The 19,977-nt window shown below is 64.2% G+C and carries 17 protein-coding genes and 4 tRNA genes; 13 read left to right on the top strand and 8 right to left on the bottom strand.

Translation table 11 applies throughout. The features are described from left to right. Nucleotides 1-121: 121 nt before the first annotated feature. Complete coding sequence (gene aceB / locus BTO02_RS09620) at nt 122-1,714, top strand: malate synthase A (protein WP_075156841.1); 1,593 nt, start codon at nt 122-124, stop codon at nt 1,712-1,714. Between the two features lie 157 nt (nt 1,715-1,871). On the opposite strand, the gene BTO02_RS09615 is transcribed toward aceB, so the two are convergent. Further along, nucleotides 1,872-2,276, bottom strand: a complete 405-nt coding sequence (locus BTO02_RS09615) for a gamma-glutamylcyclotransferase family protein (protein ID WP_075158739.1) — start codon at nt 2,274-2,276, stop codon at nt 1,872-1,874. Nucleotides 2,277-2,554: 278 nt separating this feature from the next. On the opposite strand from BTO02_RS09615, the gene BTO02_RS09610 reads away from it, so the two are divergent. Beyond that, on the top strand, nt 2,555-3,460 hold the full coding sequence (locus BTO02_RS09610) for an AraC family transcriptional regulator (protein ID WP_075156840.1): 906 nt from the start codon (nt 2,555-2,557) through the stop codon (nt 3,458-3,460). Here the strand turns inward: BTO02_RS09610 and BTO02_RS09605 are convergent, their stop codons facing one another. The 5 genes from BTO02_RS09605 to BTO02_RS09585 form a co-directional block, all read right to left on the bottom strand. After that, complete coding sequence (locus BTO02_RS09605; protein ID WP_075156839.1) at nt 3,461-3,925, bottom strand: GNAT family N-acetyltransferase; 465 nt, start codon at nt 3,923-3,925, stop codon at nt 3,461-3,463. It abuts the gene before it with no gap. Between the two features lie 186 nt (nt 3,926-4,111). Then, nucleotides 4,112-4,188, bottom strand: a tRNA-Asp gene (locus BTO02_RS09600). Between the two features lie 48 nt (nt 4,189-4,236). After that, nucleotides 4,237-4,312 (bottom strand) — tRNA-Glu (locus tag BTO02_RS09595). 129 nt (nt 4,313-4,441) lie between these two features. After that, nucleotides 4,442-4,518: transfer RNA gene (locus BTO02_RS09590), tRNA-Asp, on the bottom strand. 101 nt (nt 4,519-4,619) lie between these two features. After that, nucleotides 4,620-4,695: transfer RNA gene (locus tag BTO02_RS09585), tRNA-Glu, on the bottom strand. A 486-nt stretch (nt 4,696-5,181) separates the two neighbouring features. On the opposite strand from BTO02_RS09585, the gene BTO02_RS09580 reads away from it, so the two are divergent. The 11 genes from BTO02_RS09580 (at nt 5,182) to BTO02_RS09530 (ending at nt 17,608) form a co-directional block, all read left to right on the top strand. Further along, the gene (locus BTO02_RS09580) at nt 5,182-5,622 is read left to right on the top strand and encodes a hypothetical protein (protein ID WP_083615054.1); all 441 of its coding nucleotides are present in this window, start codon (nt 5,182-5,184) and stop codon (nt 5,620-5,622) included. 203 nt (nt 5,623-5,825) lie between these two features. Beyond that, on the top strand, nt 5,826-6,530 hold the full coding sequence (locus BTO02_RS09575) for a GntR family transcriptional regulator (protein WP_075156838.1): 705 nt from the start codon (nt 5,826-5,828) through the stop codon (nt 6,528-6,530). A 182-nt stretch (nt 6,531-6,712) separates the two neighbouring features. Then, the gene (locus BTO02_RS09570; protein ID WP_075156837.1) at nt 6,713-7,531 is read left to right on the top strand and encodes an SDR family oxidoreductase; all 819 of its coding nucleotides are present in this window, start codon (nt 6,713-6,715) and stop codon (nt 7,529-7,531) included. A 97-nt stretch (nt 7,532-7,628) separates the two neighbouring features. Beyond that, nucleotides 7,629-8,561, top strand: coding sequence for a 3-keto-5-aminohexanoate cleavage protein (locus BTO02_RS09565; RefSeq protein WP_075156836.1), 933 nt, complete (start codon nt 7,629-7,631; stop codon nt 8,559-8,561). Nucleotides 8,562-8,605: 44 nt separating this feature from the next. Further along, entirely contained in the window at nt 8,606-9,361 is a 756-nt protein-coding gene (locus tag BTO02_RS09560; protein WP_075158737.1) for an N-acyl homoserine lactonase family protein, read from the top strand. A gap of 131 nt (nt 9,362-9,492) precedes the next feature. After that, complete coding sequence (locus BTO02_RS09555) at nt 9,493-10,644, top strand: sugar ABC transporter substrate-binding protein (RefSeq protein ID WP_075156835.1); 1,152 nt, start codon at nt 9,493-9,495, stop codon at nt 10,642-10,644. Between the two features lie 117 nt (nt 10,645-10,761). Then, the gene (locus BTO02_RS09550; protein ID WP_075158736.1) at nt 10,762-12,291 is read left to right on the top strand and encodes a sugar ABC transporter ATP-binding protein; all 1,530 of its coding nucleotides are present in this window, start codon (nt 10,762-10,764) and stop codon (nt 12,289-12,291) included. Between the two features lie 40 nt (nt 12,292-12,331). After that, nucleotides 12,332-14,443: an ABC transporter permease gene (locus BTO02_RS09545; protein ID WP_075156834.1), complete on the top strand. Its 2,112-nt coding sequence runs from the start codon at nt 12,332-12,334 to the stop codon at nt 14,441-14,443. A gap of 46 nt (nt 14,444-14,489) precedes the next feature. Continuing rightward, the gene (locus BTO02_RS09540; protein WP_083615053.1) at nt 14,490-15,485 is read left to right on the top strand and encodes a 3-hydroxyacyl-CoA dehydrogenase; all 996 of its coding nucleotides are present in this window, start codon (nt 14,490-14,492) and stop codon (nt 15,483-15,485) included. Nucleotides 15,486-15,610: 125 nt separating this feature from the next. Continuing rightward, nucleotides 15,611-16,513, top strand: a complete 903-nt coding sequence (locus BTO02_RS09535) for an SMP-30/gluconolactonase/LRE family protein (RefSeq protein WP_075158734.1) — start codon at nt 15,611-15,613, stop codon at nt 16,511-16,513. A gap of 273 nt (nt 16,514-16,786) precedes the next feature. Next, nucleotides 16,787-17,608 (top strand): Crp/Fnr family transcriptional regulator, encoded by an 822-nt coding sequence (locus BTO02_RS09530; protein ID WP_075156833.1) that lies wholly within the window; start codon nt 16,787-16,789, stop codon nt 17,606-17,608. Nucleotides 17,609-17,660: 52 nt separating this feature from the next. On the opposite strand, the gene BTO02_RS09525 is transcribed toward BTO02_RS09530, so the two are convergent. Beyond that, nucleotides 17,661-18,320 carry an aspartate/glutamate racemase family protein gene (locus BTO02_RS09525; RefSeq protein ID WP_075156832.1) on the bottom strand — a complete coding sequence of 220 codons (660 nt, stop codon included), beginning with the start codon at nt 18,318-18,320 and terminating at the stop codon, nt 17,661-17,663. 72 nt (nt 18,321-18,392) lie between these two features. Then, nucleotides 18,393-19,907 (bottom strand): sugar ABC transporter ATP-binding protein, encoded by a 1,515-nt coding sequence (locus BTO02_RS09520; protein ID WP_075156831.1) that lies wholly within the window; start codon nt 19,905-19,907, stop codon nt 18,393-18,395. Between the last annotated feature and the right edge of the window lie 70 nt (nt 19,908-19,977).

Genomic DNA, 19,977 nt, shown 5'->3' with positions numbered 1-19,977 from the left:
CCACCAGATTAGGTGGATGAAAGTAAAAGATCAAGTGACGATTGCCATCTTTTCAATCCGATACAGTCATTAATAAAATTATTTTCTGAATTCGAAGCCCGACCGACCCAAGGAGAAAACCATGGCGAACCCGCTGCAGCTCCCGCACGGGATGAAGATATCGGCAGACATCAAAGCCGGTTTCGAAACGGTTCTGACACCTGAAGCGCTCGAACTCGTCGCGCAACTGCATCGTGCGTTCGAACCGCGCCGCCGCGACTTGCTGAAGGCGCGCGCCGAACGCGTCAAGCGGCTCGACGCCGGCGAGCGCCCCGACTTTCTCGCGCAAACGAAATCGATCCGCGACGCGGACTGGACGATCGCACCGCTGCCGAAAGATCTCGCATGCCGTCGCGTCGAAATCACCGGTCCCGTCGAACGCAAGATGGTCATCAACGCGCTGAATTCGGGCGCCGATTCGTACATGACCGACTTCGAAGATTCGAACGCGCCGAGCTGGGACAACCTGCTCACCGGCCACATCAATCTGAAGGACGCGGTGCGCCGTACGATCACGCTCGAGCAGAACGGCAAGACGTATCGGCTCAACGACAAGGTGGCGACGCTGATCGTGCGTCCGCGCGGCTGGCATCTCGACGAGAAACACGTGAGCGTCGACGGCGAGCGCGTGTCGGGCGGCATCTTCGATTTCGCGCTGTTCCTGTTCCATAACGCGAAGGAATTGCTCGCACGCGGAAGCGGCCCGTATTTCTACTTGCCGAAGCTCGAGAACCATCTCGAGGCGCGGCTGTGGAACGATATCTTCGTCGCCGCGCAGGAAGCAGTCGGCGTGCAGCGCGGTTCGATCCGCGCCACCGTGCTGGTCGAGACGATTCTCGCGGCGTTCGAAATGGACGAGATCCTGTATGAGCTGCGCGAGCACAGTTCGGGCCTCAACGCGGGCCGCTGGGACTACATCTTTTCGGCAATCAAGAAGTTCAGGAACGATCAGGACTTCTGTCTGGCCGACCGCGCGCAGATCACGATGACCGTGCCGTTCATGCGCGCCTATGCGCTCGAATTGCTGAAGACCTGTCACCGCCGCAATGCGCCGGCGATCGGCGGCATGAGCGCACTGATCCCGATCAAAAACGACACGGCAGCCAATGAGAAAGCCATGGCCGGCGTACGGTCGGACAAGGCGCGCGACGCGACCGACGGCTACGACGGCGGCTGGGTCGCTCATCCGGGGCTCGTACCGATCGCAATGGAAGAATTCGTCAAGGTGCTCGGCGACCGGCCGAACCAGATCGGCAAACAGCGCCCGGACGTCAACGTGACGGCGACCGACCTGCTCGACTTCCGCCCCGAAGCGCCGATCACCGAAGCCGGGTTGCGCAACAACATCAACGTCGGCATTCACTACCTCGGATCGTGGCTCGCCGGGAACGGCTGCGTGCCGATTCACAATCTGATGGAAGATGCGGCGACGGCCGAGATTTCGCGTTCGCAGGTGTGGCAGTGGATCCGCTCGTCGAAGGGCGTGCTCGACGATGGACGCAAGGTGACCGCGCAACTGGTGCGCGATCTGACGGTGCAGGAACTCGAGAAGGTCAAACAGGTGGTCGGCGGCGATACGAAGACATACGATCGCGCGGCGCAGATTTTCGGCGAGATGTCGACCTCGGCGAACTTCACCGAGTTCTTGACGCTGCCGCTCTATGAGGAGCTTTGAGGCACGGGCGGCTTCGAATCGACGTTGAATCGACGTCGCGTCAGCGCGTTGAATAAGCGCGTTGAATAAGCGCGTTGAATAAGCGGCGTCGCGGGTACTCACTGCCCGCGGCGCCGTTTGTCTTTGTCTTTGTCGTCGGTGTCGATATCGGCGCGGCTTATTTCCGTGCGCGCCGGTACGCAACCCAATCGCCCGAACCGATTTCCGGCAGCCCTTCTACCGCATGCCGTTGCACCGGATAGTAGAGGCAAGGCAGCGTGGCGCCGTTGACGTCGATCGTCACCTCGTGGGGCATGAAGAGGCCCGTCTCGCCCGGATAGACCTGCTCGATCTCGTCGAGCACCGATATGAGACGCTCGTCGATCTGATAGACGTCGCCCTTTACGTGAATGCCGTCATCGTCGGGCACGAGGCCCGGATAGCTGCCGAAGTCGAACAGCCGGCCACGCACCGATGCCTCGCCGACCAGAATCGGCGTCGCCAGCGCGCTGCTCGCCGCGGCCTTGCCGATATCGTTGACTTCTCCGGCGCGCAAGGTGCCGTACACGAACACGTATCGCATGGACTCAGATTCCTTCGTCATCAGATCAACGCTGCAATGAATGGCCGGGCAATGCGGCGCCGAGGTGGGCGACTCGTTAGCAACTCATTGGCTGCCCGGCGATCGACGAACCGGCAGCCATTATGCCTCGCCGCGCGCATCGACATCGGCGATACGGGCCGTGTCCTTGCATCTGCCATCGCCGCGGTATTTCAGGCTCGGCATATCGAGCCACTACAATGTGCGCTACGACGAGGCGGCCTACGCCTTTCGCTCGTGCCTATCGCATTGCGTTCACCATGATCGAGCCCATCCAGCCTGCCCTGTCGAATCGCGTCGACTTCGCCGATATCCCGCCCGAATTCGCGCCGACGCGGCAGCATCCGATCCGCGTGCGATCGCGGCCGATGCCGGCCGGCGTGCGCGTCGCGCGCCATACGCATGCGTGGGCGCAAGTCGCCTACGCATCGCGCGGCGTGCTGCGCATGACGACGGTCGGTACGACATGGATGGTGCCGCCGTCGCGCGCGATCTGGGTTCCGCCGCATGTGCTGCACGAAGTGACGATCGTCGAAGAGGCGTTTCTGCGCACGCTCTATGTCTACGAAGATGCGGTGCCGCCCGCGCTCGATACGTGCCGTGTGGTCGAAGTGTCGGGACTGCTGCGCGAGGTGATCGCGGCGCTCGACACACCGGGGCTCGCGCCCGCGCGCGAACAGCTACTCGGCTCGCTCGCACTCGACGAGATCATTCGCTCGGAGCCCTTGCCGCTCGCGGTGCCGATGCCGGCTGAAAAGCGCTTGCGCGCGCTATGCGAAGCGGTGCTCGCCGACCCGGCCGCCACCGATTCGCTCGAACGTTCCGCCTCGGCCGTGGGCGCGAGCACACGCACGATCGCGCGGCTTTTTCGGCAGGAGCTCGGCGTGAGCTTTTCGCAATGGCGCCAGCAGGCCGTGCTTGCGCGCGCGATCCCGCTGTTGAGCCAGGGGCGGCCGTTGGCGCAGGTCGCGCAGGCGCTCGGCTATCAGAGTCAAAGCGCGTTTTCGGCGATGTTCCGGCGGCAGTTCGGCGAAAGCCCGCGCGCGTTCATCGTGCGCGGCGCCGAGCATCGCAATGCGAACGGCGACGAAGAGTCGGACACGCAGCGGATGTTTGCGGACGATGAAACGGATGGCGCTGCGTCGCAGGATCGCGCGCAACACTGATCAGACGCGGCGCGCCATATGGCGAATCGACCCGAGCTGCGCGAGGCGTGGCCCAGCCAGCCGATAGCCCATCCGCTGATAGAGTCGCGCGGCCGGATTATCGACGAACACGCGCAGCTGCAACTCGCGCAAGCCGCGCGCGCGAGCCCAGCGATGCGAGACATTCAGCAGATACGTCCCCGCGCCGCGCCGGCGATGCCCTTCCGCGATCTGCACGTCGCGGATATGCAGCGAATCGCCCTCTTCGGTGATACGCAGCACGCCGATGCGTTCGCCGTCGGCTTCGAGAATGAAATTTTCCGATTCGCGCCAGCTTGCGAGAAACAGATCGCCGCGCCAGACCAGATGATGACGACGGTAGTAGCCACCCATGTTGTTGCGCGTCAAGGCCTCCGCGAACGGGAAGTCGTCCATGCTGGCCTCGCGCAACTGGAACGGGCACGGTTCTTCGGTGGGGTCGAGCATTCTCGCGGCAATCGGGTGGATTCGGCAGGGTGCGATCACGTTAAGCGATCACGTTAAGATACGCCGGCCCGGCTGACAATGGCTGATTGCCCGACGCACGCCCGGCGCTCGGGCCGCAGGGCACAAATAGAAATCGATGCCGCAAAGCAAAAAGCCCGCTGACGGATCAGCGGGCTTTCACTTGTCTGGCGGAGCGGACGGGACTCGAACCCGCGACCCCCGGCGTGACAGGCCGGTATTCTAACCAACTGAACTACCGCTCCAGTACTGCTCTTTGCCCCGCGAAAGTGATGACTTCCGCGGTCGATGTCTGGCGTCCCCTAGGGGATTCGAACCCCTGTACTCACCGTGAAAGGGTGATGTCCTAGGCCTCTAGACGAAGGGGACATGCTCGTACTGCTACTACGCTTACACCTTTAATGAAAAAGCCCGTTGAGGCGCTCCTTCGACGCGCACCCTAACGGGCTCTAACCCTAATGGGCTTTCACCTTTGCCTAAACCCACACGGCTTTAAGCTGGCGGAGTGGACGGGACTCGAACCCGCGACCCCCGGCGTGACAGGCCGGTATTCTAACCGACTGAACTACCACTCCAATCTTTCTATCCTGCCTGCGGGCGTCGGTTAATTCCCGCAAGTTGCGCTGCCTGCAATATAGGCGCTGCACCGCCCCTACCGCAAACCACGCCGATATTCTGGCGTCCCCTAGGGGATTCGAACCCCTGTACTCACCGTGAAAGGGTGATGTCCTAGGCCTCTAGACGAAGGGGACATAATCTTTGCAGATTTTTCGCACACCATCTGCTGCAAACTGCGGCGGCTTGACTGCTACCGCCGGCTTTCAACGCGCATTTGCTGCTAACTTCCGGATAATTTCCGACTGCAAACCAGCGAAGAACGCCATTCTAACTGGCTCGGAATGCTTTGTGAAGCGCTTTTTACTACAAGTTCCGCGATATTCAAGCGACTTTTACCGGCGGAGCGCGCTTTGATTTCACAAAGTTCTGCTGCATCAGCGAAGCCTGCGATTATACGCAGCTGACTCGCCGTCAGGCAAGCGTTTTTGACGGCATCCTCAACGTTACACGCCGACCCGCACGCCCGTCGTAAAGAGCGCAGTTTCTGCCGCGATGCCATCGCCAGTCAATTAACCTGACAAACTAGGAACACTGACCGCCGCTGCACCTCGGTAAGCTTCGATTCAATCAGCATTGAAGCCGGCGCAATTGGGGCCGGCGGTGACTTGCGCGGAACAGCAATGACAAACGGACCGACGGAATCGACCCAACCGGCGAAGGTGGACAAAGCGACCGCACACCGGATCGACGCCCGCCAGCTCACCGGCCTCGAGCTTGCAAAAGACGGCGCCTGCTTTGCGCTGCAAGGCGTCGACGACAGCGGCGCCGGCTGGGCGCTGCATCTGCCGAGCGACTGTCTGCAGCAGCTGGTTCTCACGCTGCCGAACCTCGCGTTGAAGGCATTGCGCGCGCAACACAACGATGACACCCTGCGCATCGTCTACCCCGCGCACGCGTGCACGGTCGAACTCGCGAGCGACCAGCGGACCTTCATCCTGACGCTGCGTACCGAAGACGGCTTTCACGTATCGTTCGGACTTTCGGCCGAGCAATGCGAAACGATCGGCGACAGCCCGCGCCGCGCGAAATTGATATCGAACCGGCTGAGCCCGCCTTCGTAATCCGAGATACTCTGCCACGGCAGTGCCGCAATATGGCCCGTGGCAGTGGCGCGATCGTGCCGTCATAGCAGCACGCCGCGTGATGCGCTCCGCGTTTTCCCTCAGTTGACGCACCCGATCGAGCCGCGCAAACTGCGTCTCAACAAGTGTGATCACAGGTCACACATCGCAACTGATCCGCATAGGATGCGCCGGAGGAAGCCATGACAACCCGCGTAGCGACGAAAGAACTGCCGCCGCTCGAGCTCGTGGCGAGAGACACGATGGCGGGCCGCGTCTACGCGCAATTGCGCGAAGCAATCATGACCGGCCGCTTTGCGCCGGGCCAGTTGCTGAGCCTGCGCGGCGTCGCCGACGCGGTCGGTTCGTCGACGATGCCGGTACGCGCCGCGCTCACGCGTCTGCAAGCGGAAGGCGCGCTGATCGACGGCCCCGGCCGCGCGCTGATGGTGCCGCCAATGACGCTCGATCTGCTCGAAGAGCTGCGCGACGTGCGCATCGCGCTCGAAGGCTGCGTCGCCGCACGCGCCGCGACGCGCATGTCGAAGGCACATCTCGCCGCGCTGCAGAACGTATTCGACGCAATGGACGCGCATGTCGAAGCCGGCGACGTCGCCGCCTACCTCAGCAGCAATTTCGAATTTCACGTGGCGATCTACACGCATGGCGCGAGCGAAGTGACGCTCGCGACGATCCAGAACCTGTGGATGCGCATCGGCCCGTTCCTCAATCTCGTCGCGCCCGACATTCCGCATATGCGGCGCTCGATGGAGGCACACCGCAAGATCGTCGAAGCGCTGTGGCACGGCGATGGCGAAGGCGCGCGCGCGGGCATCGTGCAGGACATCGGCGAAGCGGCCGACGATCTGCGCGAGCGGCTGATCGAACAGCAGGAGGCAAGCGCCTGACGGATGGCGCGCACGGCGGCGTGAACTGAAAGCGCCGCCGCACTGGTTCGCAGCACGTTCGTACCGAAGTCGAAGTATCGCGTAGTAGCCCAAATCGTTGTAAGGAACCGCTGTACACGAACGTGCTACGGCGGAAAAGCAACGGGCTCATCACTCATACGAATAACGACGGAGACGACAGCATGACCGTTCTATCAATGTTGACGCCGCGCGCAGGCCTGCGCGTGCTGGTGACCGGAGGCGCATCGGGCATCGGCCTCGCCATTGCGCAGGCATTCGTCGAAACCGGCGCGCGCGTGCATGTGTGCGATGCAAGCGAGCAGACGATCGACGCGCTGCGCCGTTCGCAGGAACAGGCGTCCGGCAGCAGCAACCGCACACCTATTACCGCCACACTCGCGGACGTCGCGGACCGCGACGCCGTCGAACGCGTCTTCGACGACGTCGCGCAACAGCTCGGCGGCCTCGACGTGCTCGTCAACAACGCGGGCATCGCCGGCCCGACCGGCGGCGTCGACGAGATCGACGTCGGCGAATGGGAACAGACCGTCGATATCAACCTGAACGCGCAGTTCTACTTCGCGCGCCGCGCGGTGCCGCTGCTGCGCGAGGCGCCCGAAGGCGGTTCGATCGTCGCGCTTTCGTCGGTGGCCGGACGGCTTGGCTACGCGTATCGCACGCCCTACTCCGCCACCAAATGGGCGATCGTCGGCCTCACGAAAAGCCTTGCCATCGAACTCGGCCCGTCCGGCATCCGCGTCAATACGATCCAGCCCGGCATCGTCAAAGGGCCGCGCATCGAGCGCGTGATCGCCGCGCGCGCGCAGCAGCTCAATCTGTCGTACGAAGAAATGGAGCGGCGCTACCTCGACAAGATCTCGCTGCGTCAGATGACGACCTCCGAGGAAGTCGCCGCCACCGCGCTCTTTTTATGTTCGCCCGCCGGCAAGGGCATTTCCGGCCAGGCGATTTCGGTCTGCGGCAACGTCGAAGTCCTGTAACGCCCGTTTCTCTTTCGCATGCCGCATCCGCGGCGAACGCCGCCGCGAAAACGCCCACGACACACAGCATCGCAGCCCGACGAAACACGAGGACAACATGGCATCCAAGCGTAAAGTCATCATTACCTGCGCGCCGACCGGCGCAATCCACACGCCGTCGATGTCGCCGTATCTGCCGGTGACGCCGAACGAAATCGCCGATGCCGCGCTTGCCGCGGCAAAAGAAGGCGCGGCGATTCTGCACCTGCATGCGCGCGACCCGCAAGACGGCCATCCGACGCAAGATCCGGCCGTGTTCCAGGAATTCCTGCCGCGCATCAAGGCCGAAACCGACGCGGTGATCAATCTCACGACGGGCGGCAGCCCGCATATGACGGTCGCCGAACGGCTGCGTCCCGCGCACCATTTCAAGCCCGAGGTCGCATCGCTGAACATGGGTTCGATGAATTTCGGCCTGTACCCGATGCTTGCGCGCTACAAGGATCTCAAGCACGACTGGGAACGCCAGCACCTCGAAAAGAGCCGCGACCTCGTGTTCAAGAACACGTTCGCCGACATCGAATACATCCTGACTTCGTGTACCGACAACGGCACGCGCTTCGAGCACGAGTGCTACGACATTTCGCACCTGTACAACCTCGCGCATTTCGTCGACCGCGGGCTCGTCAAACCGCCGTTCTTCGTGCAAAGCGTGTTCGGCCTGCTGGGCGGCATCGGCGCCCATCCGGAAGACCTCGCGCATATGCGCCGCACCGCCGACCGCCTGTTCGGCAACGACTATGTATGGTCGATTCTCGGCGCCGGCCGCAATCAGATCCCGCTCGCGTCGATGGGGGTCGCGCAGGGCTCGCATGCACGCGTCGGCCTCGAAGACTCGCTGTGGATCGAACCCGGCAAGCTCGCCGAATCGAGCGCCGCGCAGGTGCTGAAAATCCGTCAGGTGATCGAAGGCCTGTCGCTCGAAGTCGCGACACCGGCCGAGGCGCGCGAGATGCTGAAGCTGAAAGGCGCGAACGAAGTCAACTTCTGATGGCGGAGACGAGCGTGGCTACTCCCGAACTCAAGGTCGTCGCGATGCCGACCGGCTGGCTCACGGTCGATCACTCGTCGCTGGTCTATGCGCGCCATTACGGCCAGCAGATTCGCATTCCCGTATGGTCGACCGCGATCGTCGGAGCGGAGAAAAAGATCGTCGTCGATACCGGCATTCACGATCCGGCCTGGGTCAGCAGCTTTATCTGCCCGTGCGACCAGGCACCCGAAGAGCGGCTCGAGCGCGCGTTGAAGGAATACGTCGGCTGGCGCGCAGACGATGTCGATATCGTGATCAACACGCATCTGCACTACGACCACTCGGGCGGCAACACGCTGTTCCGCAATGCGCGCTTCATCGTCCAGCAGATCGAATGGGAATACGCGGGACGGCCGCTGCCAACGCAAGCGTCGTTCTACCAGGAATTCCTGATCGGCCGCGAGCCGCTCGCGTGGTTTCGCTGGCAGTTCGTCAACGGCATCGCCGACATCGTGCCCGGCGTGCGCGTGATCCCGACGCCCGGCCATACGCCTGGCCACCAGTCGATTGCGGTGAACACGGCGGAAGGCGTCGTGGTGATCGCCGGCGATTGCGCGAACTGCATGGAGAACATCGTCGACGGCGTGCCGGTCGGCATCGTGTCCGAAACCGCGGCCGAGCTCGCGTCGCTCAAGCGCATCCGGCAGATCGCCGACATCGTGATTCCCGGGCATGACCCGGACGTCGTGCCCGGCTCGGCCGGCCTGCGCCTGCCGCCTTCGGCGCGCGTGCCGCATGTCGGGAACACGTCGGGCTAGCCGGACGGAACGTCGATCATCGCAGCAGTAAACGCAGCAGCAGGCAGCACGAGAGGCAAGCACGGCAAACAACCACAACCGAAGAAAACACAACGTAAGAACCACAACCTTTGCAGGATCTGGAGGCAGACATGAACGTTTTGACGCACATCCTTGGTCGCGCGGGGCGGCTGCTACGCGGCGCCGCGCTCGGAGCGACGCTCACCGTCGCGTGTATCGGCGCGCTCACGCTCTCGCAGAGCGCCACGGCCGCCGGCAAGTACAAGATCTTCCTGTCGATGAGCTACGTCGGCAACGATTGGCAGACCGAAGCGGCCAACATGGTCAAGGCGATGGCCGCGACACCGGCGCTGAAGGACAAGGTCGACCTCGAAGTGCAGGTCGCCGGCACCGATGCGCAAAAGCAGATCCAGCAGATCAATTCGATGGTGCAGGCCGGCGCGAAGGCGATCGTCATCTACCCGATCTCGCCCACTGCGCTTAATCGCGCGATCAGGAACGCATGCTCGAAGGGCGTCGTGGTCGTCGCCTACGACGGCGAAGTGACCGAGCCGTGCGCGCACAACGTCGCGATCGACCAGCATCAGGCCGGCACCGTTACGGCCGAGTGGCTCGCGAAGACGCTGAACGGCAAGGGCAATATCGTGATGATCACGGGCGTGCCGGGCACGTCGGTGGACCGCGAACGCACCGAGGCCGCGAAGCAGGTATTCGCGAAGTATCCGGGCATCAAGGTCATCGCCGAAGGCACCGGCATGTGGAGCCAGGCAACTGCGAAAACCGAGCTGTCGAAAATTCTCGCGACGAACAGCTGGGACAAGATCGACGGACTGTGGATGCAGGTCGGCTGCTTCACGGCCGCTTCGATGCAGCTCGACGCCGGCATCGCCGACGACAGGATCAAGCCGTGCGCGGGCGAATCGTCGAACGGCCACCGCGTGCAGATGCTGCCGCCTGGCAGCGTGAAGGGCGAAGGGGCGTATCGCGCGATCGGCTACCGCTCGATCTCGTACGGCGCACCGCCCTACTCCGGCGCCATGGCGCTCAAGCTCGCGGTGCAAAAGCTCGACGGCAAGGACTTCCCCGCACGCGTCACGCTGAAGCTGCCGCTTGTCGAAACCGCGCAATCGAAGCTGTGCCAGAGCGGCTCGATCGACGAATTGCGCGCGGGCTGTACGGCATTCCCGCCGGACAAGGTGCCGCCGGGCTGGTTCGCGGACATCTACTCGGAAGAGACGCGCGAAGTCGGCTTCAATGCGGCGCTGCACGGCAAGCCCGACTGACCCCGGCACCACGATCGCGGCATGCCCGCGCAAGCGGGCATGAAGACGCAAAACCTCGCAAGGCCTGGATGCGCGCCGCGCGCACCAGGCAGTCACGGAGTCCAAACGATGACGGTCATGACCGAATCTCGCGAAGCCCACGCGGATCACTGGGCGATCGACGTCGCGAACGTCACGAAACGCTTCGGCGCGACGGTCGCGCTCAACGATGCATCGTTTCGCGTGCGGCGCGGCGCGGTGCATGCGCTGCTCGGCGAGAACGGCGCGGGCAAGTCGACCACGGTCAAGCTGCTGTCGGGCCTGATCCGGCCCGACGAAGGCCGCATCGCGATTCTCGGCCGCGACGTGCAGATGCGCGAACCGAAGGACGCGCATCGCGCCGGCGTGCAGACCGCGTTTCAGGAGATGACGCTCGTGCGCGATCTCACGGTCGCGCAGAACCTGATGCTCGGCGCCGAGCCGTCCGGACCGTTTGGCTATATCAAGCGTGCAGAAGCGCAGCGCCGCGTGACGCAGTGGCTCGACAAACTCGAACTGACCGACGTCCGCCCCGGCGCATACGTACGCGATCTTGCGCTGCCGGTGCGGCAAAAGATCGAAATCGCGAAGGCCATGGTGCGCGATCCGCAGGTGCTGCTGCTCGACGAGCCGACCTCGGCGCTGTCGGGCCGCGACGTCGCGTGGCTCGTGCGCCGTATCGAAGAAATGAAGGCGCGCGGCGTCACCTTCGTGTTTATTTCGCACCGCATGCAGGAAGTACGCGAGTTCTGCGACAGCCTGACGATCTATCGCAACGGCCGCGACGTCGGCGCGTTCGAAACCCGGGACATTTCAGACGACGAGGTGATCCGTCTCGTGATCGGCCGCTCGATGGAAGCGAAGTATCCGCCGAAAGCGCCGCCCGTGTTCAGCGCGCCCTCGCCCGCGCTCGAGCTGCGCAACGTGCGCGTCGACGGCGTCGTCGAAGACTTCAATCTCACGCTGAAAGCCGGCGAAGTGCACGGCATCGCGGCGCTGCAAGGCATGGGACAGCGCGAGCTGTTCGAGGCGCTGTTCGGCGCCGAGTATATCGATCAAGGACAAATGTTCGTCGACGGCAAGCCCGTCACGTTGACGTCGACGGCCGATTCGCTGAAAGCCGGCGTTGCGACGAGCCTGCTACCCGAGGATCGCAAAACCGAAGGCCTGTTTCTGCGCCTGCCGGGCGGCGAAAACATCTCGTTGCCGGTGATCAGGCGCTATACGCGCTTCGGCCTGATCGACCGCAAGCGCGAACGCGCGGCGATCGAACGCGTGCTCGCGCAGATGGAAGTGAATCCGCGCGCGTTCTACAAGCCGTGCCTGTCGTTTTCCGGCGGCAACCAGCAGAAGATCGCGATGGCCAAGTGGCTGCTGACGCAAAGCCGCGTATGGCTGATGTTCGACCCGACGCGCGGCATCGACGTCGGCACCAAGCATCAGATTTTCGTGCTGATGCGCGCGTTCGCGGCGGCCGGCGGCGCGGTGCTGTTCTATTCGACCGACGTGCCCGAACTCGTCAACGTCTGCGACCGCGTGTCGGTGATGTACCGCGGACGCAACGTCGCCGAGCTCGACGGCGACCTGCTGACCGAAGAAAACGTGATGCGCAGGATGCTGGCTAGCTGAACCAAATCGCAGCCCGCCCTTCAGGTAACAAGGAAACATCATGAGCAATGCAATCGCCTCTCCCGATAGCGAAGTCGTGCGGCCCGGCGCGCGCATCGGCATCGGCGCCCGCATCGATCACTACCGCGGCCTGATCATCGCGATCGGTGCGCTCGTCGCGATGCTGATCGCGTGGGTCGCGCTGTCCGCGACGCCGGTCGGCCTGTACGACATCGGCTCGCTGATTTCGAGCGCAGCCACGCTCGCGCTCGTTGCGATCGGGCAGACCATCGTCGTGTTGAGCGGCGGCTTCGATCTGTCCGCCTCGGCCGTGCTGTCGCTCGCGAACGTGCTCGCGGTGCGCTTCGTGCACGGCACGCCGGTCGAGCAGTGGGCGGGCGCCGCGCTGGTCGTCGCGATCGGCGGCGGCGTCGGTTTCATCAACGGCGCGCTGATCGCGTGGTTCCGGCTGCAATCGATCGTCGTCACGCTCGCGACGATGTTCATGGTGCAAGGCCTCACGCTGCTGATCCAGAACAAGCCGGGCGGCAGTGTCGGCGACCAGTTTTCGGGCTTCGTCACGTCCGATCTGATTCCGGACAAGCTGCCGATGTCGGCGGGCATTCTGATCGCTGCGCTGCTCGTGTGGGGATTTATCCGGCGCACGCGGTTCGGCGTCGGCCTCTATGCGATCGGCAGCGAACCCGATAGCGCGTACGCGAACGGCGCGCCGGTCACACGCTATCGCATCACGACCTACGTGATCGCCGGCATGTTCTACGCGCTTGCCGGCCTGTACGTGTCCGCGCAAACGGGCTCGGCCGATCCGCTCGTCGGACGCCCGCTGCTGCTGTCGATGTTCACCGCGGTCGTGCTCGGCGGCACGTGGCTCGGCGGCGGACGCGGCGGCTGCGTCGGCACCGTGTTCGCGGCCATGACGCTGATGGTGACGGTCAACATCCTGCTCGTGCTCAACGTGTCCGCGTTTTTCACGACCATCGCCGAAGCGCTGATCCTGATTTTCGCGGTACTCGGCTCGTCGATCGGCAAACAGTCGGCCGCGCACGAATGCGCACGGCACGCGCTGCAATGGTTCAAGGCGTGGCGCACCAGCACACGCGCGAGCAATGGACGCGACGGACAAGGCGGCGCGCGCCGCGTCGCGTTCGAAGTGGCAGACTTCAAGCCGATCGCGAACACCGAACTGTCCGGGCGCTGGCTGACCGACTGGATCGAACGCAATCGCGAATGGGCGAAGTACATCGTGCCCGCGTATCTGCTGTTTTTCGGCGTCGTGGTGGTGACGGGCTTTGTGTACGGACCAGGCGTGCTCGTCAGTTCGAACTTCTACAGCAGCCTGCTCACGCTCACGTTGTTCCTCGCGATTCTCGGTTTGGGCCAAGGCGCGGTGATTCTGACCGGCGGTCTCGATCTGTCGGTGCCGTGGCTGATCACGATGTCGGGCGTGCTGCTCACGGGCTTCACGCATGGCGTCAACGAAGCCGCATTGTGGGCCGTGCCGGCCGTGCTGGCCGTCGGTCTCGTGGTGGGCCTTTTCAACGGCATCGGTGTCGTCGTGCTCGGCTTGCCGCCGATCGTCGTCACGCTCGCGGCGAACGGCCTGCTGCAAGGCATCACGCTGATCTACTGCAACGGCTCGCCGCAAGGCTGGGCGCCGTCCGCGATCAGCAGCTTCACCAACGACCGCGCAGGGCCGCTGTCGCTCGCCGCATGGAGCGTGCCGCTCGTGCTCGCGGTCGCGCTGCTGCTGTTGCATCGCACCGCCTTCGGCCGGCGCGTCTACGCGGTCGGCAATTCGCCCGTGGCGGCGAAGCTGTCGGGCGTGCGTGTCGGCGCGACGCTCGTTTCCGTGTACTGCCTCTCGGCGCTGTGCTCGGCGATCGTCGGCGTGCTGCTCGCGGGCTTCAGCAGCCAGGCGTTTCTCGGCATGGGCGACCCGTATCTGCTGCCGTCGATCGCCGTGGTGGTGGTGGGCGGCGCACTGATTACCGGCGGCCGCGGTCACTATCTCGGCGTGTTCGGCGGCGCGCTGCTGCTCACGGCGCTCGGCACGCTGCTCGCGGGCACCACGGTGCCGCCCGCGGTGCGCGACATCATCAACGGGCTGGTCGTGCTCGCGGCGGTGATTACCTTGCGCGACCGGAAGGGGTAACGCGCGAGAAAACACAACCAAGCCACTCACGACGACGAGGCGATCGATGGCAAATCCGAAGCAATCGAATGGAACGGCCGGACACGGCGGCGGCAAGCCCGCCGGTCCCATTGCGATCATCGGCACGGGCCGGATCGGCCGCGCATGGGCAATCGTCTTCGCGCGCGCGGGCTTGAGCGTCACGCTGCACGACGCGGATCGCGCGATGCTCGACAACGCGGTGCCCGCGATTCGCGACAGTCTCGCGGACCTCGCACGCTTCGAGCTGATCGATGACACACCCGACGCCGTCGTCGCGCGCATTGCGCCGTGCGCGACGCTATCCGACGCCGTGCGCGACGCCGATCTCGTGCAGGAAAACATTCCCGAACGGCTCGACGCGAAGCGCGCGATGTTCGCGGAACTCGACCGCCTGACGCGCCCCGATGCCCTGCTCGCCAGTTCGACCTCCGCCCTGCCCGCATCGACCTTCACCGAATCGCTGGCGGGCCGCGCACGCTGCTTCGTCGCGCACCCGGTCAATCCGCCGTCGCTCGTGCCGCTCGTCGAGCTTTGCGGCGCGCCGTGGACATCGGCCGACACGCTGACGCGCGCCCGCGCGCTGTATGAAGCAGTCGGGCAGAAACCGGTATTCGTCGAAGGCGAGATCGCGGGCTTTCTGCTGAACCGCCTGCAAGGCGCGCTGCTCGACGAAGCGTTGAGCCTCTACGAACAGGGCTATGCGAACGCGGCCGATCTCGACACCGTGATGCGCGACGGCCTCGGCTTGCGCTGGTCGTTCATGGGCCCGTTCGAGACGATCGATCTGAACGCGCCCGGCGGCGTCGCCGATTACGCGCGCCGCTACGGCGGCCTTTACAAAGGCCTCGCGCGCGAACGGATGCCGTTCGACTGGTCGCCGGAAACGATCGCGAAACTCGAAGCCGAGCGCGAAGCGCTTTTGCCGCGTTCGGATATCGAAGCGCGCAGCCGCTGGCGCGACCGGCGCCTGATGGCGCTGCTCGCGCACCGGCGCAAGGATGATCGGGACGAAGGTCGTTAACCGAAGCGCCGGCAATGACCTGGCAACCGCCCGGCAACCACCGGCGATAACCCGGCGATAACCCGCCACAAGCCGGAAACAATCGAGGCAAACCCGCCCGCCAACACCGAACGATGGAGACACTGATGATCGAAACCCGCCTGCTGGTTGACGCCAACAACCATCTGGGAGAAGGTCCGCTGTGGGACGTCAGGGAGCAGCGGCTGTACTGGATCGACAGCACAGCCGCCGAAATCTACCGCTGCCGTGCGGACGGCAGCGAGGTCGAGCGCTTCTTCGTGCCGACGCATATCGGTTCGATGGCGCTTTGCGAACATGGCGGCGCGGTCGTCGCGCTCGCGAACGGTCTGCACTTCTACGATTTCGACGCGCAGACGGTGCGGCTCATCGCCGACCCCGAAAGCGACGATCCGGAAACGCGCTTCAACGACGGCAAGGTCGACCGGCGCGGCCGCTTCGTCGCGGGCACGATGGCCTACGACTTCGACCGTTACGACGCCGATCGCGGCCAGCGTCCGACGCGCAGCGGCGGGCTTTATCAGCTCGGCGCGAATGGCAAGCTCACGTGTCTCGATCGCGGCATCAGCTGCTCGAACGGTCCATGCTGGAGTCCCGATAACCGCACGCTGTACTTCACCGATACTTACGACCGGCTCATGTACGCCTATGACTACGATATCGAAACCGGCGCGGCGACAAACCGCCGCGTGTTCGCGTCGGCGCGCAACATGGCGGGCACGTTCGACGGCGCGACCGTCGATGCGCAAGGCTATGTCTGGAGCGCGCTCGTTTTCGGCGGACGGATTCTGCGCTTTGCGCCTGATGGCTCGATCGACCGCATCGTGCCGGTTCCGGTGCGCAATCTGACGAGCGTGATGTTCGGCGGCCCGGATCTCGACGTGCTCTACGTGACCTCGATGGGCCGCCCGATGTGGGGCATTCCGCAAAAGGAACGCGAGCGCGGCGGGCTGTTCGCCGTGACCGGGCTCGGCGTGAAAGGCTTGCCGGAGCCGCGCTACGCGGGTTGAAGCCGGGTTGAGCCGAGCTGATGCGGGGCCGGAGCGCAGTCGATCGAGGTGGCGGCGGCGGCGCGCCCGGCGCGTCCAGCAGGCATTCGCCGCATCCCTACATTCTTCTTACGTCACTTGACCGAACCACTTCGGAACCACTTCGCATTTCGACAGCGCATTCCCGGCTCGCTGGTTAGAATAACCGGCAACCGGGCGCCCAGCCCGAACGGCACGGCGCACAGCCTGAACGCAGGCGGTGCGCCGTGCCAGTCGAATATAAGGAGACATGCGATGTGGTTCGTCGGAAAAAGCGAGCTTCTCTCGCTGATCGAACGCAATTGCCTCGAAGAGGTGATGCCGGCTTTCAGCGATCACCGCAGCCTGCGCAAGAACGCGCTCGTCTATCGGCCCGAGGAGCGCAGCGAATACGTGTATCTGCTGAAGGTCGGGCATGTGCGGCTCTATCGCCTGACCGAAGACGGTCAGGAAATCACGCTGTCGTTCATCAAGGCCGGCATGATTTTCGGCGATGGCGACGTGCTCAACGAAGCGAACTACTCGCACTACGCGCAAACGCTCGCCGAAAGCCGCATCTGCTATATCCGCAAGGCGGATTTCAAAGACCTGCTCACGCGCTACGACGCGATCAACCAGTTCGTGCTCAGAAGCCACCACCAGCGCTGGCAGGAAGCGCAAAAGCTGATCGAAAACCTGTCGCTGCACGACGTGCGCAAACGCCTTGTCAATATCCTGTCGATGTTCGCGACGCAGATCGGCACATCGTTCGCGCACGGCGGACGCGCGGGCGCAGTGCTGATCGACCTGTCCATCGCGCAGGACAAGCTCGCGGAATTTATCGGCACGTCGCGCGAATCGGTGAACCGGCACTTCAGCGATCTGAAGGCCGAGGGCCTCGTCGATACGCATGAGCGCAAGATCGTGCTGACGCCGGCGTTCGTCGCGCAGTTCCTGCCGGGGTTGGCGGTGCCGGCTGCCGCCGCCGTCACGACCGCGCATGGTGCAAGCGTCGTGGGAGCAGCGGCAACGGCCGGGATCGCGGCGACACCGGCCAATCAGGACCACGCGTACAAGGCGCCGCTGGTGCGGGCCTGAGGCCGCGTTTGCCGACGCGCCTCGCCCGGTCCCGCTCGCCGGCCGGCACGCCTTAGCGCGTGTGCTGCAACGCTTCGATCAGCATCTTCACGCCGCTTTGCGGGCTCGACAGCACCGGCACGCGCGTATTGCCAAGCGAAGGAACGAGCCGCGCCATCGACACCTGCGCGAGCACCACCACGTCGACTTCATCCGCAAGCCCGACGATGGTCTGCTTGAGAATCTCGTCGTGCCGCGCCGTGTCGCCCGCGAGCAGCGCCTCGAACGCCTCTTCCGCGACGCGCTCGATTACCGTCACCTCGCGCTTGTGCTCAGCCGCCTTCTTGCGAATCAGCCGCACGGTCGGTTCGAGCGTCGTCTTCACGGTCGCCACCACGCCGATGCGCTTGCCGATGCGGCTCGCTTCGAGCGCCATCGCTTCGTCGACCTTGACGATCGGCGTGCGGATGATGCCGCGCAGTTGATCGACCGCCTCGCCGACCGACGAGCACGCGTTCAGGATGTAGTCGGCGTTCATCGCCTGCGCGTTCGACATGTACGAGTACATGCGCTGCGTCACTTCAGGCGTCAGATGGCCGGCTGCACGCACGTCGTTCAGCAGGCTGTCGTCGACGATATTGATCACGCGCGCGTCGGGCAGCTGATCCTTGAATTGGTCCTTGAGCGGCTGCACCGTCACCGGGCCCGTATGCACTACGACAATCGTGGTCATCTTCGTTCCGTCTCCGTTTGAAAATCCATTGCGTGGCGGCGCTCGCTACGCGTCGCGCGACCGTCGATCGCGCTAGGCCGTTGCCGCCGCCATGACGCGCTCCTGCGACGCCTCTGCGCGCTCGAACACGCCGTTCAACCGCCCTTCGCGCACGACGAGAATCCGGTCGCTGATGGCGAGCACTTCCTGCAAATCCGACGAGATCGCGATAATCGCAATCCCTTGCGCGGCTAGCCGCCCGAGCAGCGCATGCACTTCCGCTTTCGCGCCGATATCGATGCCGCGCGTCGGCTCGTCGACGATCAGCACGCGCGGCTCGCGCGCGACCCACTTCGCGAGCACGACCTTCTGCTGATTGCCGCCGCTCAGATTGATCACCTTCTGCTCGATCGTCGGCGTCTTCACGCCGAGCGTGCGCACGAACTGGCGGCAACGCTCGTCTTCGGCCGCGCGCCGCACGAACTGGAACGGCGCGTACGTTTCGAGATGCGTGAGGCTGAAATTCTCGCGAATGCTCATGCCGGCGACGAGCCCCTGCCCTTTGCGGTCTTCCGTCACGAAACCGATGCCGTGCATGATCGCGTCGTGCGGCCGCGCGATCGACACTTTCGTGCCTTCGATCAGGATCTCGCCCGTGCACGGCCGCATGCCGAAGATCATCTCCATGATCTCGGTGCGCCCCGAACCGACGAGGCCCGCGATGCCGAGAATTTCGCCGCGATGCACGGCAAAGCTGATCTCGCGAATCCGCGCCGGCGATCTGTCGCGCGTGCGCAGCGACAGATCGCGCACTTCGAGCACGACCTCGCGCGTCGCATGCGATTGCGACACTGCATACAAGTCGCTCAGCTCGCGATCGACCATCTTGCGCACGAGCCACTCGCGCGTAACCTCGGCGATCGGCGCACTGCCGACCGTCGAGCCGTCGCGCAGCACGGTGACGCGATCGGCCAGTTCGAACAGTTCGTCGAGCCGATGCGAAATATAGACGATGCCGATATTCTGCGTGCGCAGCCGCTTGATCAGGTCGAGCAGAATGCGCGTCTCGTGATGGCTCAGCGACGCGGTCGGCTCATCCATGATGATGATCTTCGAATCGCAGGAAATTGCCTTCGCAATCTCGACCATCTGCTTCTGGCCGACGCTGAGTTCGCTGACCGGCGTGCGCGGATCGAGCGCCATGCCGATCGTATCGAGCAGTGCGCGCGCCGCGTCGTTCATCTTCGCGCGGTCGATCAGACCGAGGCGATTGAGCGGCTCGCGCGCGAGAAAGATGTTTTCCGCAATGTTCAGGTTGTCGACGACCGACAGCTCCTGATAGATGATACCGATCCCGAGTTCGCGCGCGTGATTGCCGTCGCGCAGCGTCACGGGCTCGCCTTCGATGCGGATTTCGCCAGCTGCGTCGCCACCCGCATCGGGCGCGAGCACGCCGGTCAGGATTTTCATCAGCGTGCTCTTGCCCGCGCCGTTCTCTCCGGCGAGCGCGAGCACTTCACCGCGCGCGACCTCGAGCGTGACGCGGTTGAGCGCGCGCACGCCGGGAAACGTCTTCGAGATATCGCGGACTTCGAGGAACGGCGTCATCGGATGCCCCTGTTTCGGCGAGCGACTGCGCCGGATTACCCGGCGCAGTCAGTTTGCGCGGTTAGCTCGC

The organism is Paraburkholderia sp. SOS3 (genome assembly GCF_001922345.1).
Lineage (GTDB): Bacteria > Pseudomonadota > Gammaproteobacteria > Burkholderiales > Burkholderiaceae > Paraburkholderia.
Note: the sequence above shows the minus strand (reverse complement) of the source record. Positions and strands in the feature narration are given on the sequence as shown.

What these genes read in the sequence shown, in the direction of transcription:
- aceB (WP_075156841.1), top strand. Translation starts at nt 122, where the DNA reads ATGGCGAACCCGCTGCAGCTCCCGCACGGGATGAAGATATCGGCAGAC.
- BTO02_RS09615 (WP_075158739.1), bottom strand. Translation starts at nt 2,276, where the DNA reads ATGCGATACGTGTTCGTGTACGGCACCTTGCGCGCCGGAGAAGTCAAC.
- BTO02_RS09610 (WP_075156840.1), top strand. Translation starts at nt 2,555, where the DNA reads ATGATCGAGCCCATCCAGCCTGCCCTGTCGAATCGCGTCGACTTCGCC.
- BTO02_RS09605 (WP_075156839.1), bottom strand. Translation starts at nt 3,925, where the DNA reads ATGCTCGACCCCACCGAAGAACCGTGCCCGTTCCAGTTGCGCGAGGCC.
- BTO02_RS09580 (WP_083615054.1), top strand. Translation starts at nt 5,182, where the DNA reads ATGACAAACGGACCGACGGAATCGACCCAACCGGCGAAGGTGGACAAA.
- BTO02_RS09575 (WP_075156838.1), top strand. Translation starts at nt 5,826, where the DNA reads ATGACAACCCGCGTAGCGACGAAAGAACTGCCGCCGCTCGAGCTCGTG.
- BTO02_RS09570 (WP_075156837.1), top strand. Translation starts at nt 6,713, where the DNA reads ATGACCGTTCTATCAATGTTGACGCCGCGCGCAGGCCTGCGCGTGCTG.
- BTO02_RS09565 (WP_075156836.1), top strand. Translation starts at nt 7,629, where the DNA reads ATGGCATCCAAGCGTAAAGTCATCATTACCTGCGCGCCGACCGGCGCA.
- BTO02_RS09560 (WP_075158737.1), top strand. Translation starts at nt 8,606, where the DNA reads ATGCCGACCGGCTGGCTCACGGTCGATCACTCGTCGCTGGTCTATGCG.
- BTO02_RS09555 (WP_075156835.1), top strand. Translation starts at nt 9,493, where the DNA reads ATGAACGTTTTGACGCACATCCTTGGTCGCGCGGGGCGGCTGCTACGC.
- BTO02_RS09550 (WP_075158736.1), top strand. Translation starts at nt 10,762, where the DNA reads ATGACCGAATCTCGCGAAGCCCACGCGGATCACTGGGCGATCGACGTC.
- BTO02_RS09545 (WP_075156834.1), top strand. Translation starts at nt 12,332, where the DNA reads ATGAGCAATGCAATCGCCTCTCCCGATAGCGAAGTCGTGCGGCCCGGC.
- BTO02_RS09540 (WP_083615053.1), top strand. Translation starts at nt 14,490, where the DNA reads ATGGCAAATCCGAAGCAATCGAATGGAACGGCCGGACACGGCGGCGGC.
- BTO02_RS09535 (WP_075158734.1), top strand. Translation starts at nt 15,611, where the DNA reads ATGATCGAAACCCGCCTGCTGGTTGACGCCAACAACCATCTGGGAGAA.
- BTO02_RS09530 (WP_075156833.1), top strand. Translation starts at nt 16,787, where the DNA reads ATGTGGTTCGTCGGAAAAAGCGAGCTTCTCTCGCTGATCGAACGCAAT.
- BTO02_RS09525 (WP_075156832.1), bottom strand. Translation starts at nt 18,320, where the DNA reads ATGACCACGATTGTCGTAGTGCATACGGGCCCGGTGACGGTGCAGCCG.
- BTO02_RS09520 (WP_075156831.1), bottom strand. Translation starts at nt 19,907, where the DNA reads ATGACGCCGTTCCTCGAAGTCCGCGATATCTCGAAGACGTTTCCCGGC.